General features: G+C 59.3%; 18 protein-coding genes. 7 read left to right on the top strand and 11 right to left on the bottom strand.

Going from position 1 to position 18,844, the window contains the following annotated elements:
* The first annotated feature begins 8 nt into the window (after positions 1-8).
* Genes KF767_18435 through KF767_18455 form a run of 5 tightly spaced genes read left to right on the top strand, consistent with a single transcriptional unit; the run spans position 9 to position 4,982 of the window.
* Positions 9-2,021, top strand: a complete 2,013-nt coding sequence (locus KF767_18435; protein ID MBX3019871.1) for a response regulator — start codon at positions 9-11, stop codon at positions 2,019-2,021.
* The gene (locus KF767_18440) at positions 2,011-4,038 is read left to right on the top strand and encodes a response regulator (protein ID MBX3019872.1); all 2,028 of its coding nucleotides are present in this window, start codon (positions 2,011-2,013) and stop codon (positions 4,036-4,038) included. Before KF767_18435 ends, KF767_18440 begins: the two co-directional genes overlap by 11 nt.
* The gene (locus KF767_18445) at positions 4,035-4,430 is read left to right on the top strand and encodes a hypothetical protein (GenBank protein ID MBX3019873.1); all 396 of its coding nucleotides are present in this window, start codon (positions 4,035-4,037) and stop codon (positions 4,428-4,430) included. The genes KF767_18440 and KF767_18445 overlap by 4 nt, the downstream gene beginning before the upstream one ends.
* Complete coding sequence (locus tag KF767_18450; GenBank protein ID MBX3019874.1) at positions 4,423-4,686, top strand: hypothetical protein; 264 nt, start codon at positions 4,423-4,425, stop codon at positions 4,684-4,686. The genes KF767_18445 and KF767_18450 overlap by 8 nt, the downstream gene beginning before the upstream one ends.
* Positions 4,683-4,982, top strand: a complete 300-nt coding sequence (locus tag KF767_18455) for a hypothetical protein (protein ID MBX3019875.1) — start codon at positions 4,683-4,685, stop codon at positions 4,980-4,982. The genes KF767_18450 and KF767_18455 overlap by 4 nt, the downstream gene beginning before the upstream one ends.
* Positions 4,983-4,991: 9 nt before the next feature.
* On the opposite strand, the gene KF767_18460 is transcribed toward KF767_18455, so the two are convergent.
* The 3 genes from KF767_18460 to KF767_18470 form a co-directional block, all read right to left on the bottom strand.
* On the bottom strand, positions 4,992-6,131 hold the full coding sequence (locus KF767_18460) for a DNA/RNA non-specific endonuclease (GenBank protein ID MBX3019876.1): 1,140 nt from the start codon (positions 6,129-6,131) through the stop codon (positions 4,992-4,994).
* Positions 6,132-6,288: 157 nt separating this feature from the next.
* Positions 6,289-6,861 carry a hypothetical protein gene (locus tag KF767_18465; protein MBX3019877.1) on the bottom strand — a complete coding sequence of 191 codons (573 nt, stop codon included), beginning with the start codon at positions 6,859-6,861 and terminating at the stop codon, positions 6,289-6,291.
* Positions 6,862-6,911: 50 nt separating this feature from the next.
* Positions 6,912-7,295 (bottom strand): hypothetical protein, encoded by a 384-nt coding sequence (locus KF767_18470; GenBank protein ID MBX3019878.1) that lies wholly within the window; start codon positions 7,293-7,295, stop codon positions 6,912-6,914.
* 223 nt (positions 7,296-7,518) lie between these two features.
* On the opposite strand from KF767_18470, the gene KF767_18475 reads away from it, so the two are divergent.
* On the top strand, positions 7,519-8,514 hold the full coding sequence (locus KF767_18475) for a ligase-associated DNA damage response exonuclease (protein ID MBX3019879.1): 996 nt from the start codon (positions 7,519-7,521) through the stop codon (positions 8,512-8,514).
* A complete protein-coding gene (locus KF767_18480) occupies positions 8,514-10,922 on the top strand; it encodes a DEAD/DEAH box helicase family protein (protein MBX3019880.1) in 2,409 nt (802 codons plus the stop codon). Before KF767_18475 ends, KF767_18480 begins: the two co-directional genes overlap by 1 nt.
* Here KF767_18480 and KF767_18485 read toward each other — a convergent pair.
* The 8 genes from KF767_18485 to KF767_18520 form a co-directional block, all read right to left on the bottom strand.
* Positions 10,919-11,917 carry a hypothetical protein gene (locus KF767_18485; protein MBX3019881.1) on the bottom strand — a complete coding sequence of 333 codons (999 nt, stop codon included), beginning with the start codon at positions 11,915-11,917 and terminating at the stop codon, positions 10,919-10,921. The genes KF767_18480 and KF767_18485 overlap by 4 nt on opposite strands.
* 80 nt (positions 11,918-11,997) lie before the next feature.
* Positions 11,998-12,630, bottom strand: coding sequence for a TetR/AcrR family transcriptional regulator (locus KF767_18490; GenBank protein ID MBX3019882.1), 633 nt, complete (start codon positions 12,628-12,630; stop codon positions 11,998-12,000).
* 90 nt (positions 12,631-12,720) lie between these two features.
* Positions 12,721-13,461 carry a hypothetical protein gene (locus KF767_18495; GenBank protein MBX3019883.1) on the bottom strand — a complete coding sequence of 247 codons (741 nt, stop codon included), beginning with the start codon at positions 13,459-13,461 and terminating at the stop codon, positions 12,721-12,723.
* A 181-nt stretch (positions 13,462-13,642) separates the two neighbouring features.
* Positions 13,643-13,780 (bottom strand): hypothetical protein, encoded by a 138-nt coding sequence (locus tag KF767_18500; protein MBX3019884.1) that lies wholly within the window; start codon positions 13,778-13,780, stop codon positions 13,643-13,645.
* 13 nt (positions 13,781-13,793) lie between these two features.
* Positions 13,794-15,116 carry an erythromycin esterase family protein gene (locus KF767_18505; protein MBX3019885.1) on the bottom strand — a complete coding sequence of 441 codons (1,323 nt, stop codon included), beginning with the start codon at positions 15,114-15,116 and terminating at the stop codon, positions 13,794-13,796.
* A 6-nt stretch (positions 15,117-15,122) separates the two neighbouring features.
* On the bottom strand, positions 15,123-15,554 hold the full coding sequence (locus tag KF767_18510) for a hypothetical protein (protein ID MBX3019886.1): 432 nt from the start codon (positions 15,552-15,554) through the stop codon (positions 15,123-15,125).
* Positions 15,551-16,891, bottom strand: a complete 1,341-nt coding sequence (locus KF767_18515; GenBank protein ID MBX3019887.1) for a hypothetical protein — start codon at positions 16,889-16,891, stop codon at positions 15,551-15,553. Before KF767_18515 ends, KF767_18510 begins: the two co-directional genes overlap by 4 nt.
* A 114-nt stretch (positions 16,892-17,005) precedes the next feature.
* Positions 17,006-18,844, bottom strand: a complete 1,839-nt coding sequence (locus KF767_18520; protein MBX3019888.1) for an acetyl-CoA hydrolase — start codon at positions 18,842-18,844, stop codon at positions 17,006-17,008.

Below are 18,844 nucleotides of genomic sequence, written 5' to 3' on the forward strand. Positions count from 1 at the left end.
CCGACAACGTGAACCAGCTGGCCGGAAACTTGACGAGCCAGGTCCGCGCGATCGCGGAAGTCTCGACGGCGGTGACGAAAGGGGATCTGACCCGGTCCATCACGGTCGAAGCCCAAGGCGAGGTCGCCGCACTCTCGGATAACATCAACCAGATGATCTCGAATCTGAAAGACACGACGTCGAAAAACACCGAGCAGGATTGGCTGAAGACGAACCTGGCGCGATTCTCGGGCATGATGCAGGGGCAGCGCTCGATCACGGCGGTCGCCCAGCTGATCATGTCGGAATTGACTCCGCTGGTGGACGCCCGTCACGGGGCCTTCTTCATGGCGGAAAACGACAAGGACGAAATGTCTTTGAACTTGGTGGCGAGCTACGCGTTCACCGAGCGCCGGACGGTTTCGAACAAATACCGCATGAAGGAAGGTCTGGTCGGTCAGTGCGCGTTCGAGAAAAAACGCATCCTGATCGTGCAACCCGAAGACAACTACGTTCGTATCAGCTCGTCTTTGATCGAAATCACGCCGAAGAACTTGATCGTTTTGCCGGTGCTTTTCGAGGGCGAACTGAAAGCCGTCATCGAACTGGCCTCGCTGAAGCCCTTTACGCAGAACTACCTGAGCTTCTTGGATCAGCTGATGGATTCCGTCGGCGTCATCTTGAACATGATTTCGTCCAACATGCGGACGGAAGAGCTGCTGCAAGAGCTGAAGCGCTCGAATGCGGAGCTGGAAGATCAGGCGCTCGAACTCGAGGACAAAGCGAAGCTGCTTGAAATCAAAAACCAAGAGGTCGAGCTAGCCTCGCGGTCTTTGGAGGAAAAAGCCGAGCAGCTGTCCTTGATCTCGAAGTACAAGTCGGAATTCTTGGCGAATATGTCCCACGAGCTACGGACGCCGCTGAATAGTCTGCTGATTCTGTCGAAGACCTTGGCGGACAACAAAGACGGCAACTTGTCGCTGGATCAAGTGAAGTACGCCCGTACGGTGCATTCGGCGGGGAACGATCTGCTGGGATTGATCAACGAAATCTTGGATCTGTCGAAGGTCGAAGCCGGCAAAATGCAGGTCACGCCGAAAGAGGTGGAGGTCACCGGCATCCGCGCTTATTTGGAGCAGACCTTCCGGCCCGTTGCCGAACACAAGGGGCTGGATTTCGCGATCGAGGTGGGCGCGGGAGTTCCGAAGCTCCTGCTCACCGACGAGAGCCGCCTGCAGCAGATCCTCAAGAACTTGCTGTCGAACGCCTTCAAATTCACCGAGCGCGGTTCGGTCCGCTTGAACATCCTGCGCACGATGGCGGCGAGTGGCCAGGGACAGATCGTGTTCGCGGTGACCGATACGGGGATCGGTATTCCGTTCGACAAACAGAAACTGATCTTCGAGGCCTTCCAACAGGCCGATGGCACCACCAGCCGGAAGTACGGTGGCACCGGACTGGGACTGACGATCTCGCGTGAAATCGCGCGGCTCTTAGGGGGCGCGATCGAAGTCGAAAGCGATCCCGGTCGCGGTTCGGTCTTCCGTTTACAACTTCCCGAAAAGTACATCGGGCCGGACGTCACCAGCGCGGTGGACGAACGTGAAACACTGCCGCCGCGGGCCGCGCTGCCCGAAGCCGCGGATTTCACCGGGCGTCGCGTTTTGATCGTCGATGACGATATCCGCAACATCTTCGCGGTGAATAGCGTTTTGAAAGCGCGGGGCATGAATGTCATGCACGCCGAGAACGGGAAACAAGCGCTCGAGATGCTGGACCGTTATCCGGGTTTCGAAGTCGTCCTGATGGACACGATGATGCCCGAGATGGACGGCCTTGAGGCGACCCGCCATATTCGGAGCCACAGCGCGCATCGGATGATTCCGATCATCTCGTTGACCGCGAAAGCGATGAAAGGGGACCGCGAGAAGTGCCTCGAGTCGGGAGCGACGGACTACCTGACGAAGCCGGTCGATGAGGACAGCTTGCTGTCGGCCATTTTCCAGTGGCTCCCGGCTAAGGAAGAAGCGCGTGCTGAATAGACGCACGATCGACATCCTGATCGCCGACGACCGCGAGGACGGGCTGATCGCCCTCGAAGCGGTCCTTGGCGACGAAAAGAATTACCGCCTGGTGAAGGCGCGATCGGGGCGTGAAGCTTTAGAGCTCGTGCCCGAATACGATTTCGCGATGCTTTTGCTGGACGTGCAGATGCCCGAGATGGATGGCGTGCAAACTGCCGACGCCATCCGGCGCGTCCCGGGCTATGAAGCCGTGCCGATTCTTTTTGTCACCGCGATCAACAAAGACGAGCAACACGTCTACCGCGGCTATGAAGTGGGCGCGGTGGATTACATCTTCAAGCCCTTCGACCCCATCATCCTGAAGTCGAAGGTCGCGTTCTTCGCCGAACTGCACCGTCGAAAAATCATGATCATGGAACAGGCGCAGAAGCTCAGCGAAGCCGAGCAGCGCACGCGCGAGTTGCAGATCCAAAAAATCGAGATCGAAAACCAACGCCGCTACCACAATCTAGCCGACGCGATCCCGCACATGGTGGTCAAAGCCAATGGCGACGGCGAGGTCGATTACCTGAATCAGCAGTGGACCGCCTACACGGGGCTGGGCCTGGAGGCGATGGGACGTGGCTGGTTCCGCGCGCTTCATCCGGACGATCGCGAACGTGTCGTGACGGAGTGGCGCTTCGCCGTCGCGCAGGGACGTGCCTTCGAGGCCGAGGCCCGCCTGCGCCGACACGACGGCGTGCACCGTTGGCATCTGGTGAAGTCCGAGCCCGAAATGAACGCGGCCGGAAAGATCGTCGCTTGGTTGAGCACTTGTACCGACATCGAGGATCGTAAACGTTTCGAAGAAGAACTCGTCGATGCCCGTCAAGCGGCCGAGGCGGCGAACAACGCGAAAACCCACTTCTTGGCGAATATGAGTCACGAAATCCGCACGCCCTTGAACGCGGTCATGGGGTTTTCGGCTCTGCTTACCGATAGCGATATCTCGCTTGCGGACAAAATGAAAAGCGTCACGATCGTACAGCGCAATTGCCAACAGCTCCTGCGCATCGTGGATGAGCTTTTGGATCTTTCTAAAGTGGAAGCGGGCGAACTGAGCGTCGAGAAGATCGAAACGCCCGTCATTGAGCTTTTGCAAGAAGTGAAAACGGTCATGCTTGCCCAAGCGGTCAAGAAGGGCATCGCGCTTTCCATGACCCTTTCGAGCAGCGTACCCGCGAAGATCGTCACGGATTTCACGCGGCTAAGACAGATTCTGCTCAATATCATCGGTAACGCGATCAAATTCACCAATGAAGGAACGGTCACCGTCGGGACGCGCTTTTACACCGACATGGGCGGGAAGTCCTATATGGAGTTTTCGGTGAGCGACACCGGGATCGGCATCGAAGAGGGCAGCTTGCACAAGATCTTCAAGCCGTTCTCGCAAGCGGACTCGACCACCACGCGTCTCTTCGGCGGCACGGGGTTGGGGTTGGCGCTCTCGCGACGGCTGGCGCGCGCGATGGGCGGTGACGTCACGCTCGCCCGCAGTCAGCCGGGCGTGGGCAGCATGTTCGTCGTCAGTATCGAAGCCGAAGTCGTGCCCGAGTCATCCTGGTATACGAAAGCGCGCGAGGACTTCGCGCTCGAGGCCGCCGTCATCGCGCAAGATATGGAAAGCGATTGCCTGGCCGGGAAGCGCATCCTGTTGGTCGAAGACGCCGAAGACAATCAAGTGCTGATTCAGTTCTTCTTAAACCATACGGGAGCGATTCTGGAGATCGCGCAAAATGGGGAAGAGGGGATCGATAAAGCGCTTCACAACGACTACGAGGCGGTCTTGATGGACATCCAGATGCCGCTCGTCGACGGTTACCAGGCGACCTCGCGTTTGCGGGCGGCAGGTTACGATAAGCCGATCATCGCCCTGACCGCGCATGCGCTTCAAGAGCAGCGCGAGAAATGTATGGAGACCGGCTGCAATGGGCACCTGACGAAGCCCATCAGTCGGCGTCTGCTAATTGAATCACTGATGAGGGTTACGAATTGACCACGGACGGAATCGGCGAGGACGTTCGCCAGTTCATATTCGAATCGATCGATTCGGTCGAGCAGCTCGAGGTCTTAATCTACCTGCGGCATCATCCGGATACGAGTCACTTCCCGGAAGAGATCAGTCAGGTCATGCGGAGCACTCCCGAATCGGTCGCGGTGCGGATGCTGACGCTCGAACGTCAGGGTTTTATCACCGGTGATCGTAAGCTCGGGTTTAAGTACCGTCCCGATTCGGGCGCCGATGATGTCATCGGTCGTGCGGAAGAGTCCTTCCGCAGTCGCCCCCACACCGTCATGGAAATGATATTTTCGCCGATGAAAAAAGCGCGTGGCTTTGCCGAGGCCTTTATCGTGAAGCGCAGAAAAAGTGAGGATCCCAATGGCTGATCTCGTTTACGTTCTTTGCGGTGTGACCTGCGTCGCTTGCGCGGTGCTGTTGTTCCGCGCGTATCGTCGGACGGGGACGCAACTTCTGATGTGGAGTGCGCTCTGCTTCGGTCTTTTTGCTTTGAACAATTCGGTCCTCGTCATGGATGTCGTCGTCTTTCCCGAGCGGGATTTCCAGGGGCTTTTATGGCGTAATGCTTTAGGTTCGGGGGCCGGGGCGGTCCTTTTGTTCGGCTTGATCTGGGAGCTGACATGATCATGACCTTCACGCTCTTTCTTTCAGGCGTCATGGGGACGACCTTCGCCGCTTCGGGAATCTTCTTCCTGAAGTTTTGGAAGGCCTCGCGTGATCCATTTTTCCTTTATTTCGCTTTCGCCTGTGAGCTGATCGCGCTGGAGCGCATTGCCGCCGTGACTCTGCACGCGGTCTACGGTCCGCACGATACGGTTCCGGATTTGCGGATGGGGATTTACATCATTCGTTTGGCGGCCTTCGTGTTGATGCTGGTCGCGATCGTGCAACGAAATCGCGCTTCGGGGCAGCGTTACTAGTCCTCCGGACTATTCTTCGCCGTGCCCCAGCCGGGGCGCGGCTTTACGCTCGCGCGCGAGTTTCTTCGCGCTGACTTGGGTTTTCATTTCCGGACAACGGGCCGACTTCCATTGCGAGAGGGGCGTGATACGCGCGCTGGCTTTGCGGAAGAGCGCGAAGCCCGCGCGTTTTTCGACCTGCCGTGGGCTGACCTGCTGACGAAGGGGGAGCGTTCCGGACGGCGTATTCTGTTCGTAAATAAACGCCGCGATTTTGCGCGGCGGAGTGTGGTCGACGATCACTTTGTAAAAGGCTTCGGGGATGGGGACCCGGCTCTTCAGGAGCTTCGGTTTCGCTCCCAGAAGGGGCCCCGTGATGATCGTGACCCGCTCTTCGCCGCAGGCCCAGTCGCGGGCGCGCTCCTCCAGAGACTTCCAGCTCTGCTGGTTGAGGCTGCCTTTTTGTGGAGCCATGTTCGACATGTAGAAGCTCGCAAAAAAAGCGTCGGCGTTGAAGCTCATGTCTTCGGCCGGGGCCAAGTGCCCGCGGTCGTAACCGCTCCGGGTGTAGGTGGCGTGGGTCGCGGCCGCCTCAGGCGCCGCGCTCAGAAGGAGCGGGTCGGGCGTGAAGGGGTTGGCATCGCGATGGATGAAGCGGGCGCGCAGATCCGCCGCCGTGAGCTCGTACTTCGCGTACAGCGCGATTTTTTGCTTTGTCGAGAACGCGATCTGCAAAACGCCGTGATCGAGCGCCAGCGCGCCCGGCGGAAATTGAACGGCGATGTCCTCAGGTTCGAGCGGCGGATCGGGATTTTCGTCCGGCGGCAGGGGGTCGAGCTGCTCCGGGGGCAGGTCGAGCGTCTCGGTGGGGATATTGTCTGGGACGCTGTCTGGGATATTGTCCGAAGGCGCGGGCGTCGTGCTTTCCGGTGTCGGGCTCGGTGTCGTGGTGGGGCCGGGGATGGGCGACGGCGACTCTTCCGGAGTGGGGGCCGGTGGCTTGCGGCGACGTTCCTTTTTCACGCGGGTTTTGGATCGCTCCGCGACTTGGGCCGACGGGGAGTCCGCCACGGGCGCCGCGGGCGTGACGGGGTCAGGCGTGGTTGCACAACCCGAAATAAAAACGAGGATCGTCGCGGTGGCGACGAAAGACAAAAAACGCGCGCGCATGAACCTGAATCCCCCTCAGGGTCCAGTGTCACGCGGGCACCGATCTTCAGGCAATGAGAAAAGTGGCTGACGCCGGAGGGAGGCCCGACGCCAGCGCTCTCGTCGACATCGCAAAGGTCCAAGATCCATGCCGACCCCGAAGGGCCCAGATCCGGGGTTAAAAGGCTGACGCCGCCTCGTCCGTCGCGCCGTCTTCGCCCCGCGATTTCAGAATGTAAAAGAAGTCTTTACCGCTCAGTCCAATATTGAGCCAGAGCTCTTGTCCCTTACGCTCAAAGGGCACGGCGGTGGCGCGGCCGTTTTGCATATCCGGATCGCGGCCGCAGCTGGAGGCATTTTCGGGATTCACCCAGGTGACCCGTTGGCGAAGTTCCGTGCCGACGACTTCGTAGTCCGCCAGCCGTTCGCAGAAACCGGGCTCGTCTTTGCGTTCCCAGTAAAGGCGGCTGACGCCGTCCTCGCGAAATTGAAACTCCAGATCCAGGTCAGGGTTGGGATTGGGGTAGCGATGTCCCTCGTAGAAAAAACCGTCGTAGCGCCAGCGTCCGAGGACGGGTGCGAACTGCGAGGTTTGCGTGGCGGGAAGGCGAAGGACGCTCGGCCACAAATTTTGCGCGCAAATCATGACGTGCGCGTCGCCACCGGCGTTCAGCACCAAGGGGAGTGCGAACGCCGAAGGCGTGGAGAGCAGAAACACGGCCAGAATTTTTGCGAATGTCTTTCCGGCCATCGGCTCTCCTTGAGAGATTTCGAAATTTCCGCGAAATCCCAGACCGAACCTTAGTGGACGGTCAGAGTTTTTTCGAAGAAAGTGTCGTCACCGCTGATAAAGCGCAGAGTATGTACGCCAGCATCAAGCGGTCCCAGATTCACCTCTTTAGCGAACGGAACCAGCACCATCAAGCACAGGCTGTTCGTTTGGACTTTCGCAATGGCCTTGATCTCGTGAATGAAGTCCACCGAGCGGACGACCGCACGATCGTAGCGGTAGCAACCATTGGGGAGGATTCCGGAAAGAACGATTTTGGCTTCGTCACCAGCCCGTAGATTGCTGGGAACGTAAACGTCGTTGACGGCGATGTTCACGTCTTTTGTGGTTTGGTCGGCGAAGGCCGGTGAAAAGCTGGCGAAGAGTGCAATAAAACCGATCAGGATGCGTGTCATGGAAGAACCCCCAAAGTAGCGCGAGCCTCATTGCTCGCAAGCGCTGTCCATTACACGAGCTGTGCCGAGCGTGGGGAGAAAATGGCGGGGGTCTGGGCGCGGAGCGCGGGACAAGACCGCCGATGGCGCGGTGCTCAAGTGTGACAGAATGTCCCGCCAGCCGCGCGCGTCAGCGGCCCGCAGGGGACCTGCATCGGTCGCGCTTTTCTGGCAAACTGGAGTGATGCTGAACTTGGCCAAGGAAGGACTTTATTGCCGAGCGGGGGACTTCTTCATCGACCCGCGACGGGGCGTCAAAGACGCCGTGATTACGCATGCCCATGCGGATCACGCCCGTCGGGGCAGCGAGACCTACCATGTGGTCAAAAGCGGGGTGGATCTTCTGCTCGCGCGCCTGGGTCGCAAGATCAACGTGCGCGCCTACGACTACGGCGAAGTTTTCGAGCTCGGCGCGGCCCGCGTATCCTTTCATCCGGCGGGACATATTCTGGGTTCGTGTCAGGTGCGCATCGAGGTCGGCGGCGAAGTGTGGGTGGCCTCGGGGGACTATAAACGTGAAGCCGATCCGACCTGCGAGCCCTTCGAGGTGGTGAAGTGCGACGTCTTCGTCACCGAGGCGACCTTCGGGACGCCCGCTTACCGCTGGCCGAAACAGGCCGACCTCGGCGGGCAGATCATGGAGTGGTGGCGCCGCAACGCCGCGCGCGGCGAGAACTCGGTGCTCTTCGGTTACTCTTTGGGAAAAACCCAGCGCATCCTCGGTGAATTGAGCGATTTGTCCGAGCGTCCGATCTACTGTCACGACGCCGCGGCCGAAATCAATCTCGCCTACCGACGTCAGGGCATCGCCCTTGCCGAGACGATCTGTTTGAGCGGCGTGGACGAGTCCACGCGTTTGGAAGGAGAACTCATCCTCGCGCCCCAGGCTTTTCTGAAATCCCCGCAGGCCGTGATTTTAGGGAATCGCTTCCGGACCGCGTTCGCCTCGGGCTGGATGGCGGGGGGACGCGCCTTCGGATACGATACGGGCTTCGTGATGAGCGATCACGCGGATTGGGACGATCTGGTCCGCACCTGCGTCGAGACGGGGGCGAAACGCATCTACGTTCAGCACCGGGGGGCGGGCGCGCTCGTCCGTCATCTGCGAGAGCTCGGGATCAAGGCCTATCCCGAAGAGGAATTGACTCTCCAAAACCCCGATCAGATGGCGTTTTTCTGATGAATAAGAAAATCATCCATCTTCCCATCACCGATTTCGCGATCCCGGCGCCCCGTCGCGGCTCGATCGACGCGCATTCTGGGCTCGGCCGCGCCTCGCAGGCGGGCATCGAGATCCATCAAAAAGTACAGCTCGAGCGCGCCCAGGATTTTTCGGATTACGAAGCCGAAGTCGCGGTCGAACACGAATTCGAAACCGAAGACTATATTTTTCGCGTCGGCGGACGGATGGACGGGGTTTTTCGCTCCGAGAAATCTTTTAAGATCGAAGAGATCAAAACGAGCTTCAACATCTTCGATCTCATGCACAAGCTGCGCGAGTCGCAGGACGATCATCCTTACTGTTTGCAACTTCTGACCTACGGCTACATCCAGTTCCAAGCGAGTGGTCGCTTTCCGGAATTGCGTTTGCATCTGGTTTCGACCCGCAATGGGGAAACGGCGGATCTGAGCCTGCGTTTGAACTTGGACGAATACGAAGCCTGGTTGAAGCGGCGCCTGGGCGAGCTGGTCGATGAGGCGCATGCGGAGGAAAAACGCATCGAGCGTCGCAAGAAAGCGGCGGCGGCCTTTCAGTTTCCGTTCGAGCGTCCGCGGCCCGGGCAGGTCGAGCTGATCCAGCAGATCGAAGAGGGGATGAAGGACGCCCACCCCATGATGTTCCAGGCCCCGACGGGCCTCGGGAAAACCATCGGGGTCATGTATCCGACTTTGAAAGAGGCCTTGGCGCGCGGACAAAAGCTCATCTACATCACGCCCAAAAATAGCCAGCACGCGGTGGCCGAGGACGCGGTCACGCGGCTGCAAGAAGAGGGCGCGAAACTGAAGTCGCTGACGATCACGGCGAAGTCGAAGATGTGCATGAAGAATGAACCGCTGTGCAATCCGGACTATTGCGAGTTCGCGCGGGATCACTACACAAAAGTCAGCGAACATCGTTTGGTCGAAGAACTGCGCAAGAAACGCAAACTCACGGCCAAGACGTTCAAAAAGATCGCCGAGTCCCATACCGTTTGTCCGTTCGAGCTTCAGCTCGACGCGGCCGCCGACGTGGACACGGTGATCTGCGATTACAATTACGTCTTTGCGCCGCGCTCGGCCTTCGGGCGTCTGGCGAAAGAGGGGCTGGTCATCAAGGGAAAGCCCAACCTCGTGATCGACGAGGCCCACAACCTGCCGGGCCGCGCGATCGACATGTACTCGCCGCAGCTTTCGGTTTTCGCGCTTTTGAAGTTGCGCGAAGAGGGCGGCAAACTTCCCGGAAAGTTCGCGGGCGAATTTTTGGCGATTCTGAACAGCTGCATCGCCGTGGTGCAAAGCTGCGGAAACCCCGGCCAAGCCAAGGCGCACGAGATCGAACCACCCATCGAGAGTTTCATGTTGCAAGACGTGGAGGTCCGGCAGTTCCTGTCCGCTTATCTGGCCAGCGACATCGAGATCCCCGCGCGGGACCCGGTGCTCAGCCTCGCGTTCAGCTGGTCCGAGTTCACCGGCGCTTTGGAGTACGTCATGCGCGGCAATGAAGCGGAGGGCGCGCCCCGTCGCTTCTTCACGACCTATACGCCCAATCCCGGAACGGTGAAGATCACCTGCTGCGACGCCTCGGCCTTTTTGCGCGAGTCCTACGACGACTTCGCCCAGGTCGTGGCGTTCTCGGCGACGCTGAAGCCCTTCGAGTACTACGCGAAGCTTTCGGGCCTGGAGGGGGAAGGTCTCAAGACCGCCGAGTTCGTCTCGCCGTTCGATCCCGTCCGGCGCAAACTTCTGGTCATCCCGCAGATCTCGAGCAAGTACAGCGAGCGTGAACGGAATTATCCGCGCATCGCCGAAACCATCGCGCGGGTGGTGAAGCTGAAAAAGGGGAACTACGTCGCGTTCTTCCCGAGCTTCGATTTCATGGAGCGTACGCTTGCGCAGTTCGAAGCGCCCGAAGGCTTCCGCTTGCTACGTCAAGAGCGCTTCATGAAACGGGACGACGTGGACGAGGTCCTCGAACGTCTGGCCGATCCGGCCTTCGATCATCTGCTCTTCGCGGTGCAGGGGGGCGTTTTCTCGGAGGGCGTGGATTATCCGGGACGCATGCTGATCGGCGCTTTCGTGGTGGGGCCGCCGCTCCCGAGCTTCGATCTGGAGCGCGAAAAGATGCGCGAGTACTACGAGAAAAACTATCAGGCGGGTTTCGACTACGCCTACACCTATCCCGCCATGGCGAAGGCCGTACAGTCGGCGGGCCGGGTGATCCGCTCCGAGACGGACCGGGGCCTCATCGTCTTGATGGACAATCGGTTTCTAGATGCGAGCTACTCGAAGTCGATGCCGTCGGATTGGTTTCGCACGCATCCGTCGGAGCTCGTTTCGAACCGCATCCTGGCCGAGATCCGCGAGTTCTGGGAGGGGGAGCACCCCTAGCCCCTCCACGAAGTCCAAGCCCTCCGAAAGGATTCAGGGAAAGAGGTGAAGGGATGCTGGGAGAGGTCTCTCTCGCAGACGTCCAATACGATTTCCATGGCCTTCGCGGCGTGAGGGCTTCGGCCATTCCAGTTCCAGCCCGACATGAGGACGTTCGCGAGGTAGCCCAGCTGTTCGCTGAACAGGGGGAATTCTTCCGGATACTTTCGGAAAATTTCGAAAACCTTTTGGAATCGGTTCGCCTCTACGGGGATGGCGGGGATGAGTGGATTTTTTGGAGCAACCGCAGAGGGGGCTCCCGGTTTCCGTAAGAGTTGCGGTGGGGTGAGCCGATCCGGAGGGAAGGAGGGGGCTTCGCACAACTTCAAGAAGGCTCGGGCATTGGCCGGTGAGACAAATCCCTCGGCCTCTCGACGTTTTTCTCGTTCGTGGGCGACGTCTTCGATCAATTGGTCTTCCGTCGTCAATAGGTCGTAGAGTCCTTCATTTTCGTCACCAGCTTGATCCATCAGTAGGCCCGCGCAGCGATCCAGAATGGGGGACAAGGTCGAGAAGTGATGTGTGTCGAGATCCGCAAGGATCGTGATGAGCGCGTCCCAGGCTCCATGATCGCGTGAGAAGAGCACGTAGTTTTCCAGTTCATAGCTCAGACTGGAATCGATCACTTTATCCAAGCGAGGATCGATTTCACACCCTTCTTGCAGCCAGCTCGAATCGGCGACCCAGGCGAGACTTGAGATGGCGAGCACCAAAAAATCCTCGTCCATTTCGGAAAGTTTATCCCCGGCTTTGCGGGGGCCGAGTTCGAGCAGGACTTCCAGCCAAACACCGAAACGGGCGGGGTCGAAGATTTCGTCGCTTCCCGCTTTCTGCGCTTTCCAAAGATCCAAATCGAAAAGATGTTCGAGCTGCTTGGAGCTGGCGAAGGCGACGATTTCCCCCGAATCTTCCAGTCCGACCTTTTCGATCATGCCCATGATTTCGGAAGCGTTCATCGCCTCGATTTTTTCGGGTAGATGGGGGTCGCTCAGAAGGCGCATCAAAATGGAAGTTGGATGGGTGGCGCGAAGGCTTTTCACGGAGTTCCTCTCTGAGAGAGCTCTTCGAAATAGGATTTGAGACCCGGTAGATGGTAACTGCGAAGTCGTCGCAATTGGTGACGGTAGGACTTCTCCGTCGCCGCCTGCCGAAGGATTTGAAAACTATTTTCGACAAATGAGCGGTAGATCATCTGTAGCAGGCGACGCTCGGTTGCGTCCAAGTTTCGTCGACCGTGAACTTGTCGCAAGTAACGAATCGCCTGACGAACCAAGAGGGCCTCGAGCGTTTGGCGAAATCGTCTATGGGGGGATTGAGGGTCGGCGCTCAGCAAAATCAGAATGCGTTCCCGATTTTCAAAGAGGATCTGGATAAGATGTTCAAGGTGCGCCTGATATTCGCCCTCGGTTTTTTTGTAGAAGTCCACTTCGTGGGAGGCCAATATCATCAATTGATTGATCTCGGTCTTTATCGACCGGATGAATTTGTCGGGCAAAATTTCGGCGAAGAGGGCCTCTTTGTCCCGATAGTAACGATAGATATTGCCAGTGGAGATTTTCGCCGAATGCGCGATATCCGACATTGAGGTTTCGGCGAAGCCTCTTTGGCAGAAGAGCTTGAGGGCCGTTGCGGCGATATTCATTCGGACGTCGTCTTTTTTGATCTGCACAATAATGAATATATCATTCATTATTGGCGGGTGTCAAAATGTCCAGAAATGCTTAACGATTTTAGGAAGTTGCCGGGTTTGGGGGAGGGGCTACACCTGCCAGCCCGGAACCCAAGCCGTAGTTCGACCACCGACCTCTTCGTGTCGGATCAGAAGCCCTTTCGAGGTGCGGGCGTTTTTCTTTTTCCCCCAGCGTTCGTGAAACAGCCAGGTCTTCGGGAAGCGTTCGTAATCCGCATTCACGGCCACCGCTTTTTTGACGACCTTCAGCACCGCGCGGTGAAGAGCCGTGATCTGCTTCGGGGTCAAGCGCGAGGCCAGGTGATGGGGACTCAAGCGCGCTTGGAATAAAATCTCGTCCGCGAGCCAGTTGCCCACGCCCGCGAACAGCGTTTGATCCAGCAGCACCGCTTTGATCGCCTTTTTCCGGCGAGCGAGTTTTTCGCCCAGAACCTTCGCCGTCGGAAAGTCGATCAACGGATCAAAACCCAACGCCTTGATGCGGGGATGTTCCCACGGATCCTCCGTGAGCCACATCCGCCCGAACCGGCGTGGATCCAGAAACGCGAATTCGAAACCTTTGTCGCATTTCAAGATCAAACGCGCGAACCACAGCCGCTCGCGCAGGTCCTTGTCGCCCTCGGACCAGAGCTTGGCGCCGCCCCAAACTTTTTCGTGTCCACGCGTGCGCGCGCTTGGATCCAGCAGCGCGATGTTGCCGCTCATACCCAGATGAAAGATCGGCCAGGGTTTTTGATCGAGTTCGAGCCAGAAGTATTTGCCCTTGCGGCCGGTACCGGTCACGCGGCGGCCCTTCAGCGCGCGGCGCACGGCTTAGGGTTTCACGAAGGCGAAAAGCCAACGGTCCTTCGCATCCAGGACGAGCTCTTGAATGCGGTGACCCTTCATACGTTTTTGGACTTGGCGACGGACGGCTTCGACTTCGGCGAGTTCAGGCATGACCGAGTTCTGCCGGAGCGCGGGGCGATTGTCCAGAGTCCCGCTGCGGGGATTAAACCGCGCCGGAGCGACGGGGGAACTGCAAACGCGTCTGCTCTTCCTTGTTTTTCGCCGAGGGTTTCGGCACGGGACGATTTTCTTCTTTGGATTTCGTCGCGGGCGGGGGCGTCTTTTTCGTGGAGCGGGTCATCGTGGACCTCCGGTTAAAGGCCTTGGGGCCAGGTTTCGGGAATTTCTTTGCGGTCCACGCCATGGGGGATCGGCACGAGGGCGCTGGTCCGGTCCACAAACACGAACGTGTCGTAGCACCGGCGAAGCTCGGTGGGAACGTAGTTTCCGAAGCGTTCGGTCGCGGGATTGAAGACGACGCCGATCGCGCGGTGATCCACTTTCTGGTCGAAAATGTCCGGCGCCTTCCGTAGCGGCAGATAAAACTGCGGGCTGCCGATCGCGTCGGCAACCGAGTGCAGGATGTCCTCGAGCGTGCCGGGCCTTGCGGCCGGGATCTTCATCACTTGGGTTTGGCCACCCCACGCGGCACCCGCGATGACTTCTCCTTTGAAGGTACCGAAGCCGACCAATCGGACTTCGTCTTCGCCCCACTTCATGCGCGCCAGGCCCCCGATGTTCACGAGCCCCTCTTCCCGCATGTCGGTCGCGCGGTGATCGCCGATGTGGGTGTTGTGCGCCCAGACCACGGCGCGGGCGTCCTCCCCGCGGTGCTCGAGAATCTGCTCGAGCGTCTCCAGCATGTGACGGTCACGCACGTTCCATGAGTCGTCGCCGCCGTGGACCATGGTGCGGTAGTAGTCTTCCGCGTTCGCCACGATGCGCGCGTTTTGCCGCGCGCTGAAAAGCCGGTGGGACGAATCGGCATCGGGTTGGACGCGTAGCCTCAGGAGATCGCGCAAGATCGAGGTCACCTCGTCCGCACAGCCCTCGGGATACGGGATCAGACTTTTCGCGTAGGTGCGTTCATCTTTTTGAAAGGGCGCGAAGCAGTCATAACGTCCACGTACGGTCGCAGCCAGAAAGGGATCGAAGCCCCGTAAGTATTTGAGCGTTTCGTCGATGGATTCAAACAGCGAGTAGACGTCCAGCCCATAAAAACCCACGGGGCGCGCGCTGCGTTCGTTGTGCGCGCGTAGCCACTGCGTGAATTTGGCGACTTCGGTGTTGGCCCACATCCAGGTCGGCCAGCGCATGAATCCGCGCAAAGGGTCCGCGCCGACGGGATCGCGACCTTGGACATAGTCGTCGATACGCTGACAGGCGGGCCAGTCGCCTTCCACGGCCACGATGTTGAAACCGTGATTCTGAATGAGCTCTTGGGTTAAACGGGCGCGAAGGGCGTAGAACTCCTGAGTTCCGTGGGTGGCCTCGCCCAGCATGACGACGCGGGCCTCGGCGAGTTCGCGGGCGACGGGGGACAGATCCTGCTTCTCGCGCCAAGGACGGGCGAGTTTGACCGCGGCGGCGGCGAGATCGAGTTCGAAATGTTTCGCATCGGCCTCGCGGTATTTCATGGCATCCTACTCGCGGCGGTTGATCTCATCCGCGATCAGAAAGGCTTTCACTTCGCGAAAGCCGGTCGTGATCTGCGGAGTGAGGGTCCAAGTCCCGTCTTTGGTGACGTTGGACACGGGTTTAAGAAGCAGCGTTCCGGTGATCGTGAGCTTCGTATTTTTCGGGATGGTGGTCAGATCGGTGGGATCTTCGGGCGAGCCGACCACGACGATCTCGTCGCTGATGATGCCGCCGCTGGAAAGGACGAAAGACTTCTTGTCGATATTCTCTTCGAGTTTGCCGTCGATCTGGATGCGGCGCCCGGAGTACTTGGATAGATCATCATTCAACGTTTCCACATCGGGAACGCGCATCGCCTCAACCGCCGGTAACTTCAGTGGCGTCACCAGCGGCATGCAGAGCCCCATCACGATGAGCGCGGTCCTCCGCCATTTCATGCGGGCCCTCCCGCGTGCAGCTCGGATACGAAGCTGGAAACGGGTTCGGCGTGTCGGCGATCGCGGGCCGGACTTAGCAAGTGACGCTCGACCCAACGCAAGCTCTCGCGCACGATCTCTTCCATTTGCAGATCGGTATCGATGAAGGCGCCCGCCTCGGGGATGGGGTGAAGTTGACGTTCGCCGTGCATTTGGATGAAGGACTCTTCGTGTAAATGTAAAACCGCGCGGTCTTTGGCGCCCACCAGAAAGAGAACCGGGACGCGCAGTTGCGGAAGCACCTCGGTCACCAGATCGGGACGTCCCGAACGGCTGACGAGGGCGTCGATCCGGTGGCCGGGCTGGGCCGCGACCATCAGCGCCGCCGCCGTGCCGGTGTGGGTCCCGTACAAGGCGAGCGGGATGTCCGCAAGTCGGGGGTCTTTGCGTGCCCAGGCGAGGCACGCCCGCAGGCGGTGCGCGAGAAGTCCGATCTCGAAGCGATTCAAATCGTCGTCGGCCTCTTCGGGAGTCATCAGGTCCACCAGCAAGGTCGCGAAGCCCTGACGATTGAAGGCCTCGGCGATGTATTGATTCTTCGGACTTTGCCGACCGTGCCCGCTTCCGTGCGCGAAAACGACGAGGCCGCGGGGTTTCATGGGAAGACCGAGGGTCGCGTTCAGTTTGACGCCGTCCTCGAAGACTTCGATCTCGCGGGGTGAAACGCGAAAAAATCCGCCGACCTCGGCATCCGAGACTTGGGCGAAGTTGTCGTAGTAGTAGCTGACGGCGCCGAACTCCTCGGGCGTAAGTAAGGCGCGCACCTCGACGCCTTCGTCTTCAAGGCGCTGGACCGCCTGCGGACTCGCGACGGGAGTCGCCACGACGATCTGGCGCACCTGCGCGCGCCGTAAAAATTCGATGGCGGCCAGCATGGTGGCGCCGGTCGCGATGCCGTCGTCCACGACGATGACGTCACGGCCGCGCAGCGGAACCGCCGGGCGACCGTTCGTGTAGTGCGCGCGCATTTCCCGCAGGCGCGTCGCGATTTTCGCGGCCTGTTCGGCGAGATCTTCCTCGATCATGCCGTTCTGCAAAGCGCCCGAGCCCAGAATGACGTCCCCGTTTTCCGTGACGGAACCCAGGGCGAACTCCGGATGTTGGGGATGACCGATTTTTTTGACGAGCACGAGGTCGAGATCGGCCTCTAGACGGTCGGCGATGATTTTCGCCATCGGCATCGCCCCACGGGGAATGCCCAGGACGACGGGTTTCAGCTCGCGCAGGTCTTCGAGCTGATCGGCAAGTTGTTGGGCGGCCACCGTTCGATTTTGAAAGCGGTTCTGAAAACGGTCCACGGGCGGACTCCTTCCGTACTCCCGGGCAAAAGTACAAAAATTGTTCCATTGGGAAGCGGGGGAAGATGGGCGGCGATGGGGGAGTTCTGCCCCAAGTCTCGGTTAAGTCTTCGTCTACTTCAGCGCTCCGCGCACGGCCCACTGAGTGAAGCGTTCGTCCCAGCCACTTGGGGAAGCGAGCTCCAGACGGTGAATTTCTTCGGCGAAATCTGGAGCGCCGATCCCCCTCCAGACGTACCGCAGACGTGCGAGGGGCGAAGCTTCGCGCAGTTTGAGCAGCGCGGGTTTCAAACGATTCTCGACGGGCGTAAAGCTCGTTCCGAAAGGTTCGTCTTGAAAGTGCGCCCGGTGCTTTTCGACGAAGCTTCGAAGCTGCGTGGGCGTATTGGCCCGCGCGGCCTCGGGGACGCGGTACTGGGAGCTTAACTTTTTGTTCGCGATACCCCAGGCGGCGAGTTCGTCTTGAAATTCAGCGTCGGCGATGTGGATCAACGCCTGGATGCACTCTTCGTCGCTTTTGCCTTTCAGATTCGCGATTCCGTACTCGGTCACCACCAGATCGCGCAGATGTCTTGGGATGGAGAGATGGCGCAGATCGGTCGTGATGTTCGATTCGCGTCGGCCCTTGTGGGTCCGGACCGAGCGCAGAAGTAAAACCGAATGCGCATCTTTGAGCTCGTGGCTCATCGCCACGAAATTGTATTGTCCACCGATCCCGCTGACGACCTGTCCGTCGTTCAGGGTGTCCGACATGGCGCCGCCCAGAAGCGAAACCTTCATGCAGGTATTGAAAAAGCGCGCGTGCTTGCGCTGGCGGCGCAAGGCCCACTCGTTCGCGTCGTAGAGGTCGTTCACTTTCGAAACCCGGGTCATCGAAAGCCCTTCGTAGTCCGCTCCACTCAAGGTCCGTAACCAGCTGTAGAAGTCCTTCGAACCCAGAAAGAAGGCCGCGTGCATATAGCGTCGACGTTTTTCATCCAGATCGCAGATCTCGCGTTTCAAGATGCCGGCCTGGCGTAAATGCATGAAGCCGTCCATCATCATCTCGCTCGTGCCGTAGAGACCCTCCGCGAAGGTGCCCTCGTGAACGGGGACTGGCGGTGGGGGAACTTCGGCGGCGGCGGCCGAGTAGGTCGCATTCGCACGCTGACGCCAAAGTAATGAGGCGACCAGCGCATCCGACAGCGAACCGATCCCGACCTGCAACGTGCCGCCGTCGCGGACCAAACGCGAGGCATGAAAACCGATCAAGTGATCGACGGGATCCAGGCTATTGAGTGGGAGCGCGAAAAGTTCGGGCTGCGGCCCTGGCGGCGTGTAGACGAGGTCGAAGAAGTCCGCACCGACTTCGGCGTCGCCGCCCAGAAACGGCAAGTCGGGATGAACGACCGCGATTTTGAACAACGGCTTTTCGGTGAAAAGGTCGTTCACATCGAGCGTCAGGTCCGAGTTGCAGCTCAGGCTGAAGCGCGTGGGATCGTCCGGATGTCGCGCCACGAGCTGCACGAGGGCGTCCAGTCCACGTTCCTTCAGCGCGCGGGCGACGTGCGTGTAGTTCAGACTGACGTAATCGCGTTGGGCCATCGTCTTACCGAGGTAAGCGCCGGCCTGCGCGTAGAATTCGTGGATACGGATGTGTTCGGGAACGCGGCCCTTCTTCAAGTCCTCGACGAACTCCAGTCGGGGATAGTCCTTACCGAAGTGTCGGTCCAAAAACGGCTCTAAAAAACGCCGCTCCAGATCCGAGCCCGGCGTCGGCGGATCCAGCGAAAGGGCGGTGAAGACCTCGAGCCGTTTCGGCGTAGCCGATGCCTGATCGCGGAACTTGGCGTACAGCGCGTTCAGCAAACGATTCGGTTTACCCAAGCCCAGCGGGGTGGCGATCCGAAGTTTGTCGGAGCGCAGATCCCACAGGGCTTCGAGGGCTTCTTCGAGACGATCGGTTTCGCGCAT

This window comes from Pseudobdellovibrionaceae bacterium, from assembly GCA_019637875.1.
Taxonomy (GTDB): domain Bacteria; phylum Bdellovibrionota; class Bdellovibrionia; order Bdellovibrionales; family Bdellovibrionaceae; genus JAHBUW01.

Excerpts from the sequence above, each read along its gene's own strand:
- KF767_18450 (MBX3019874.1), top strand. The coding sequence starts at position 4,423 with ATGGCTGATCTCGTTTACGTTCTTTGCGGTGTGACCTGCGTCGCTTGC.
- KF767_18455 (MBX3019875.1), top strand. The coding sequence starts at position 4,683 with ATGATCATGACCTTCACGCTCTTTCTTTCAGGCGTCATGGGGACGACC.
- KF767_18460 (MBX3019876.1), bottom strand. The coding sequence starts at position 6,131 with ATGCGCGCGCGTTTTTTGTCTTTCGTCGCCACCGCGACGATCCTCGTT.
- KF767_18465 (MBX3019877.1), bottom strand. The coding sequence starts at position 6,861 with ATGGCCGGAAAGACATTCGCAAAAATTCTGGCCGTGTTTCTGCTCTCC.
- KF767_18470 (MBX3019878.1), bottom strand. The coding sequence starts at position 7,295 with ATGACACGCATCCTGATCGGTTTTATTGCACTCTTCGCCAGCTTTTCA.
- KF767_18475 (MBX3019879.1), top strand. The coding sequence starts at position 7,519 with ATGCTGAACTTGGCCAAGGAAGGACTTTATTGCCGAGCGGGGGACTTC.
- KF767_18480 (MBX3019880.1), top strand. The coding sequence starts at position 8,514 with ATGAATAAGAAAATCATCCATCTTCCCATCACCGATTTCGCGATCCCG.
- KF767_18485 (MBX3019881.1), bottom strand. The coding sequence starts at position 11,917 with ATGAACGCTTCCGAAATCATGGGCATGATCGAAAAGGTCGGACTGGAA.
- KF767_18500 (MBX3019884.1), bottom strand. The coding sequence starts at position 13,780 with ATGACCCGCTCCACGAAAAAGACGCCCCCGCCCGCGACGAAATCCAAA.
- KF767_18505 (MBX3019885.1), bottom strand. The coding sequence starts at position 15,116 with ATGAAATACCGCGAGGCCGATGCGAAACATTTCGAACTCGATCTCGCC.
- KF767_18510 (MBX3019886.1), bottom strand. The coding sequence starts at position 15,554 with ATGAAATGGCGGAGGACCGCGCTCATCGTGATGGGGCTCTGCATGCCG.
- KF767_18520 (MBX3019888.1), bottom strand. The coding sequence starts at position 18,844 with ATGCGCGAAACCGATCGTCTCGAAGAAGCCCTCGAAGCCCTGTGGGAT.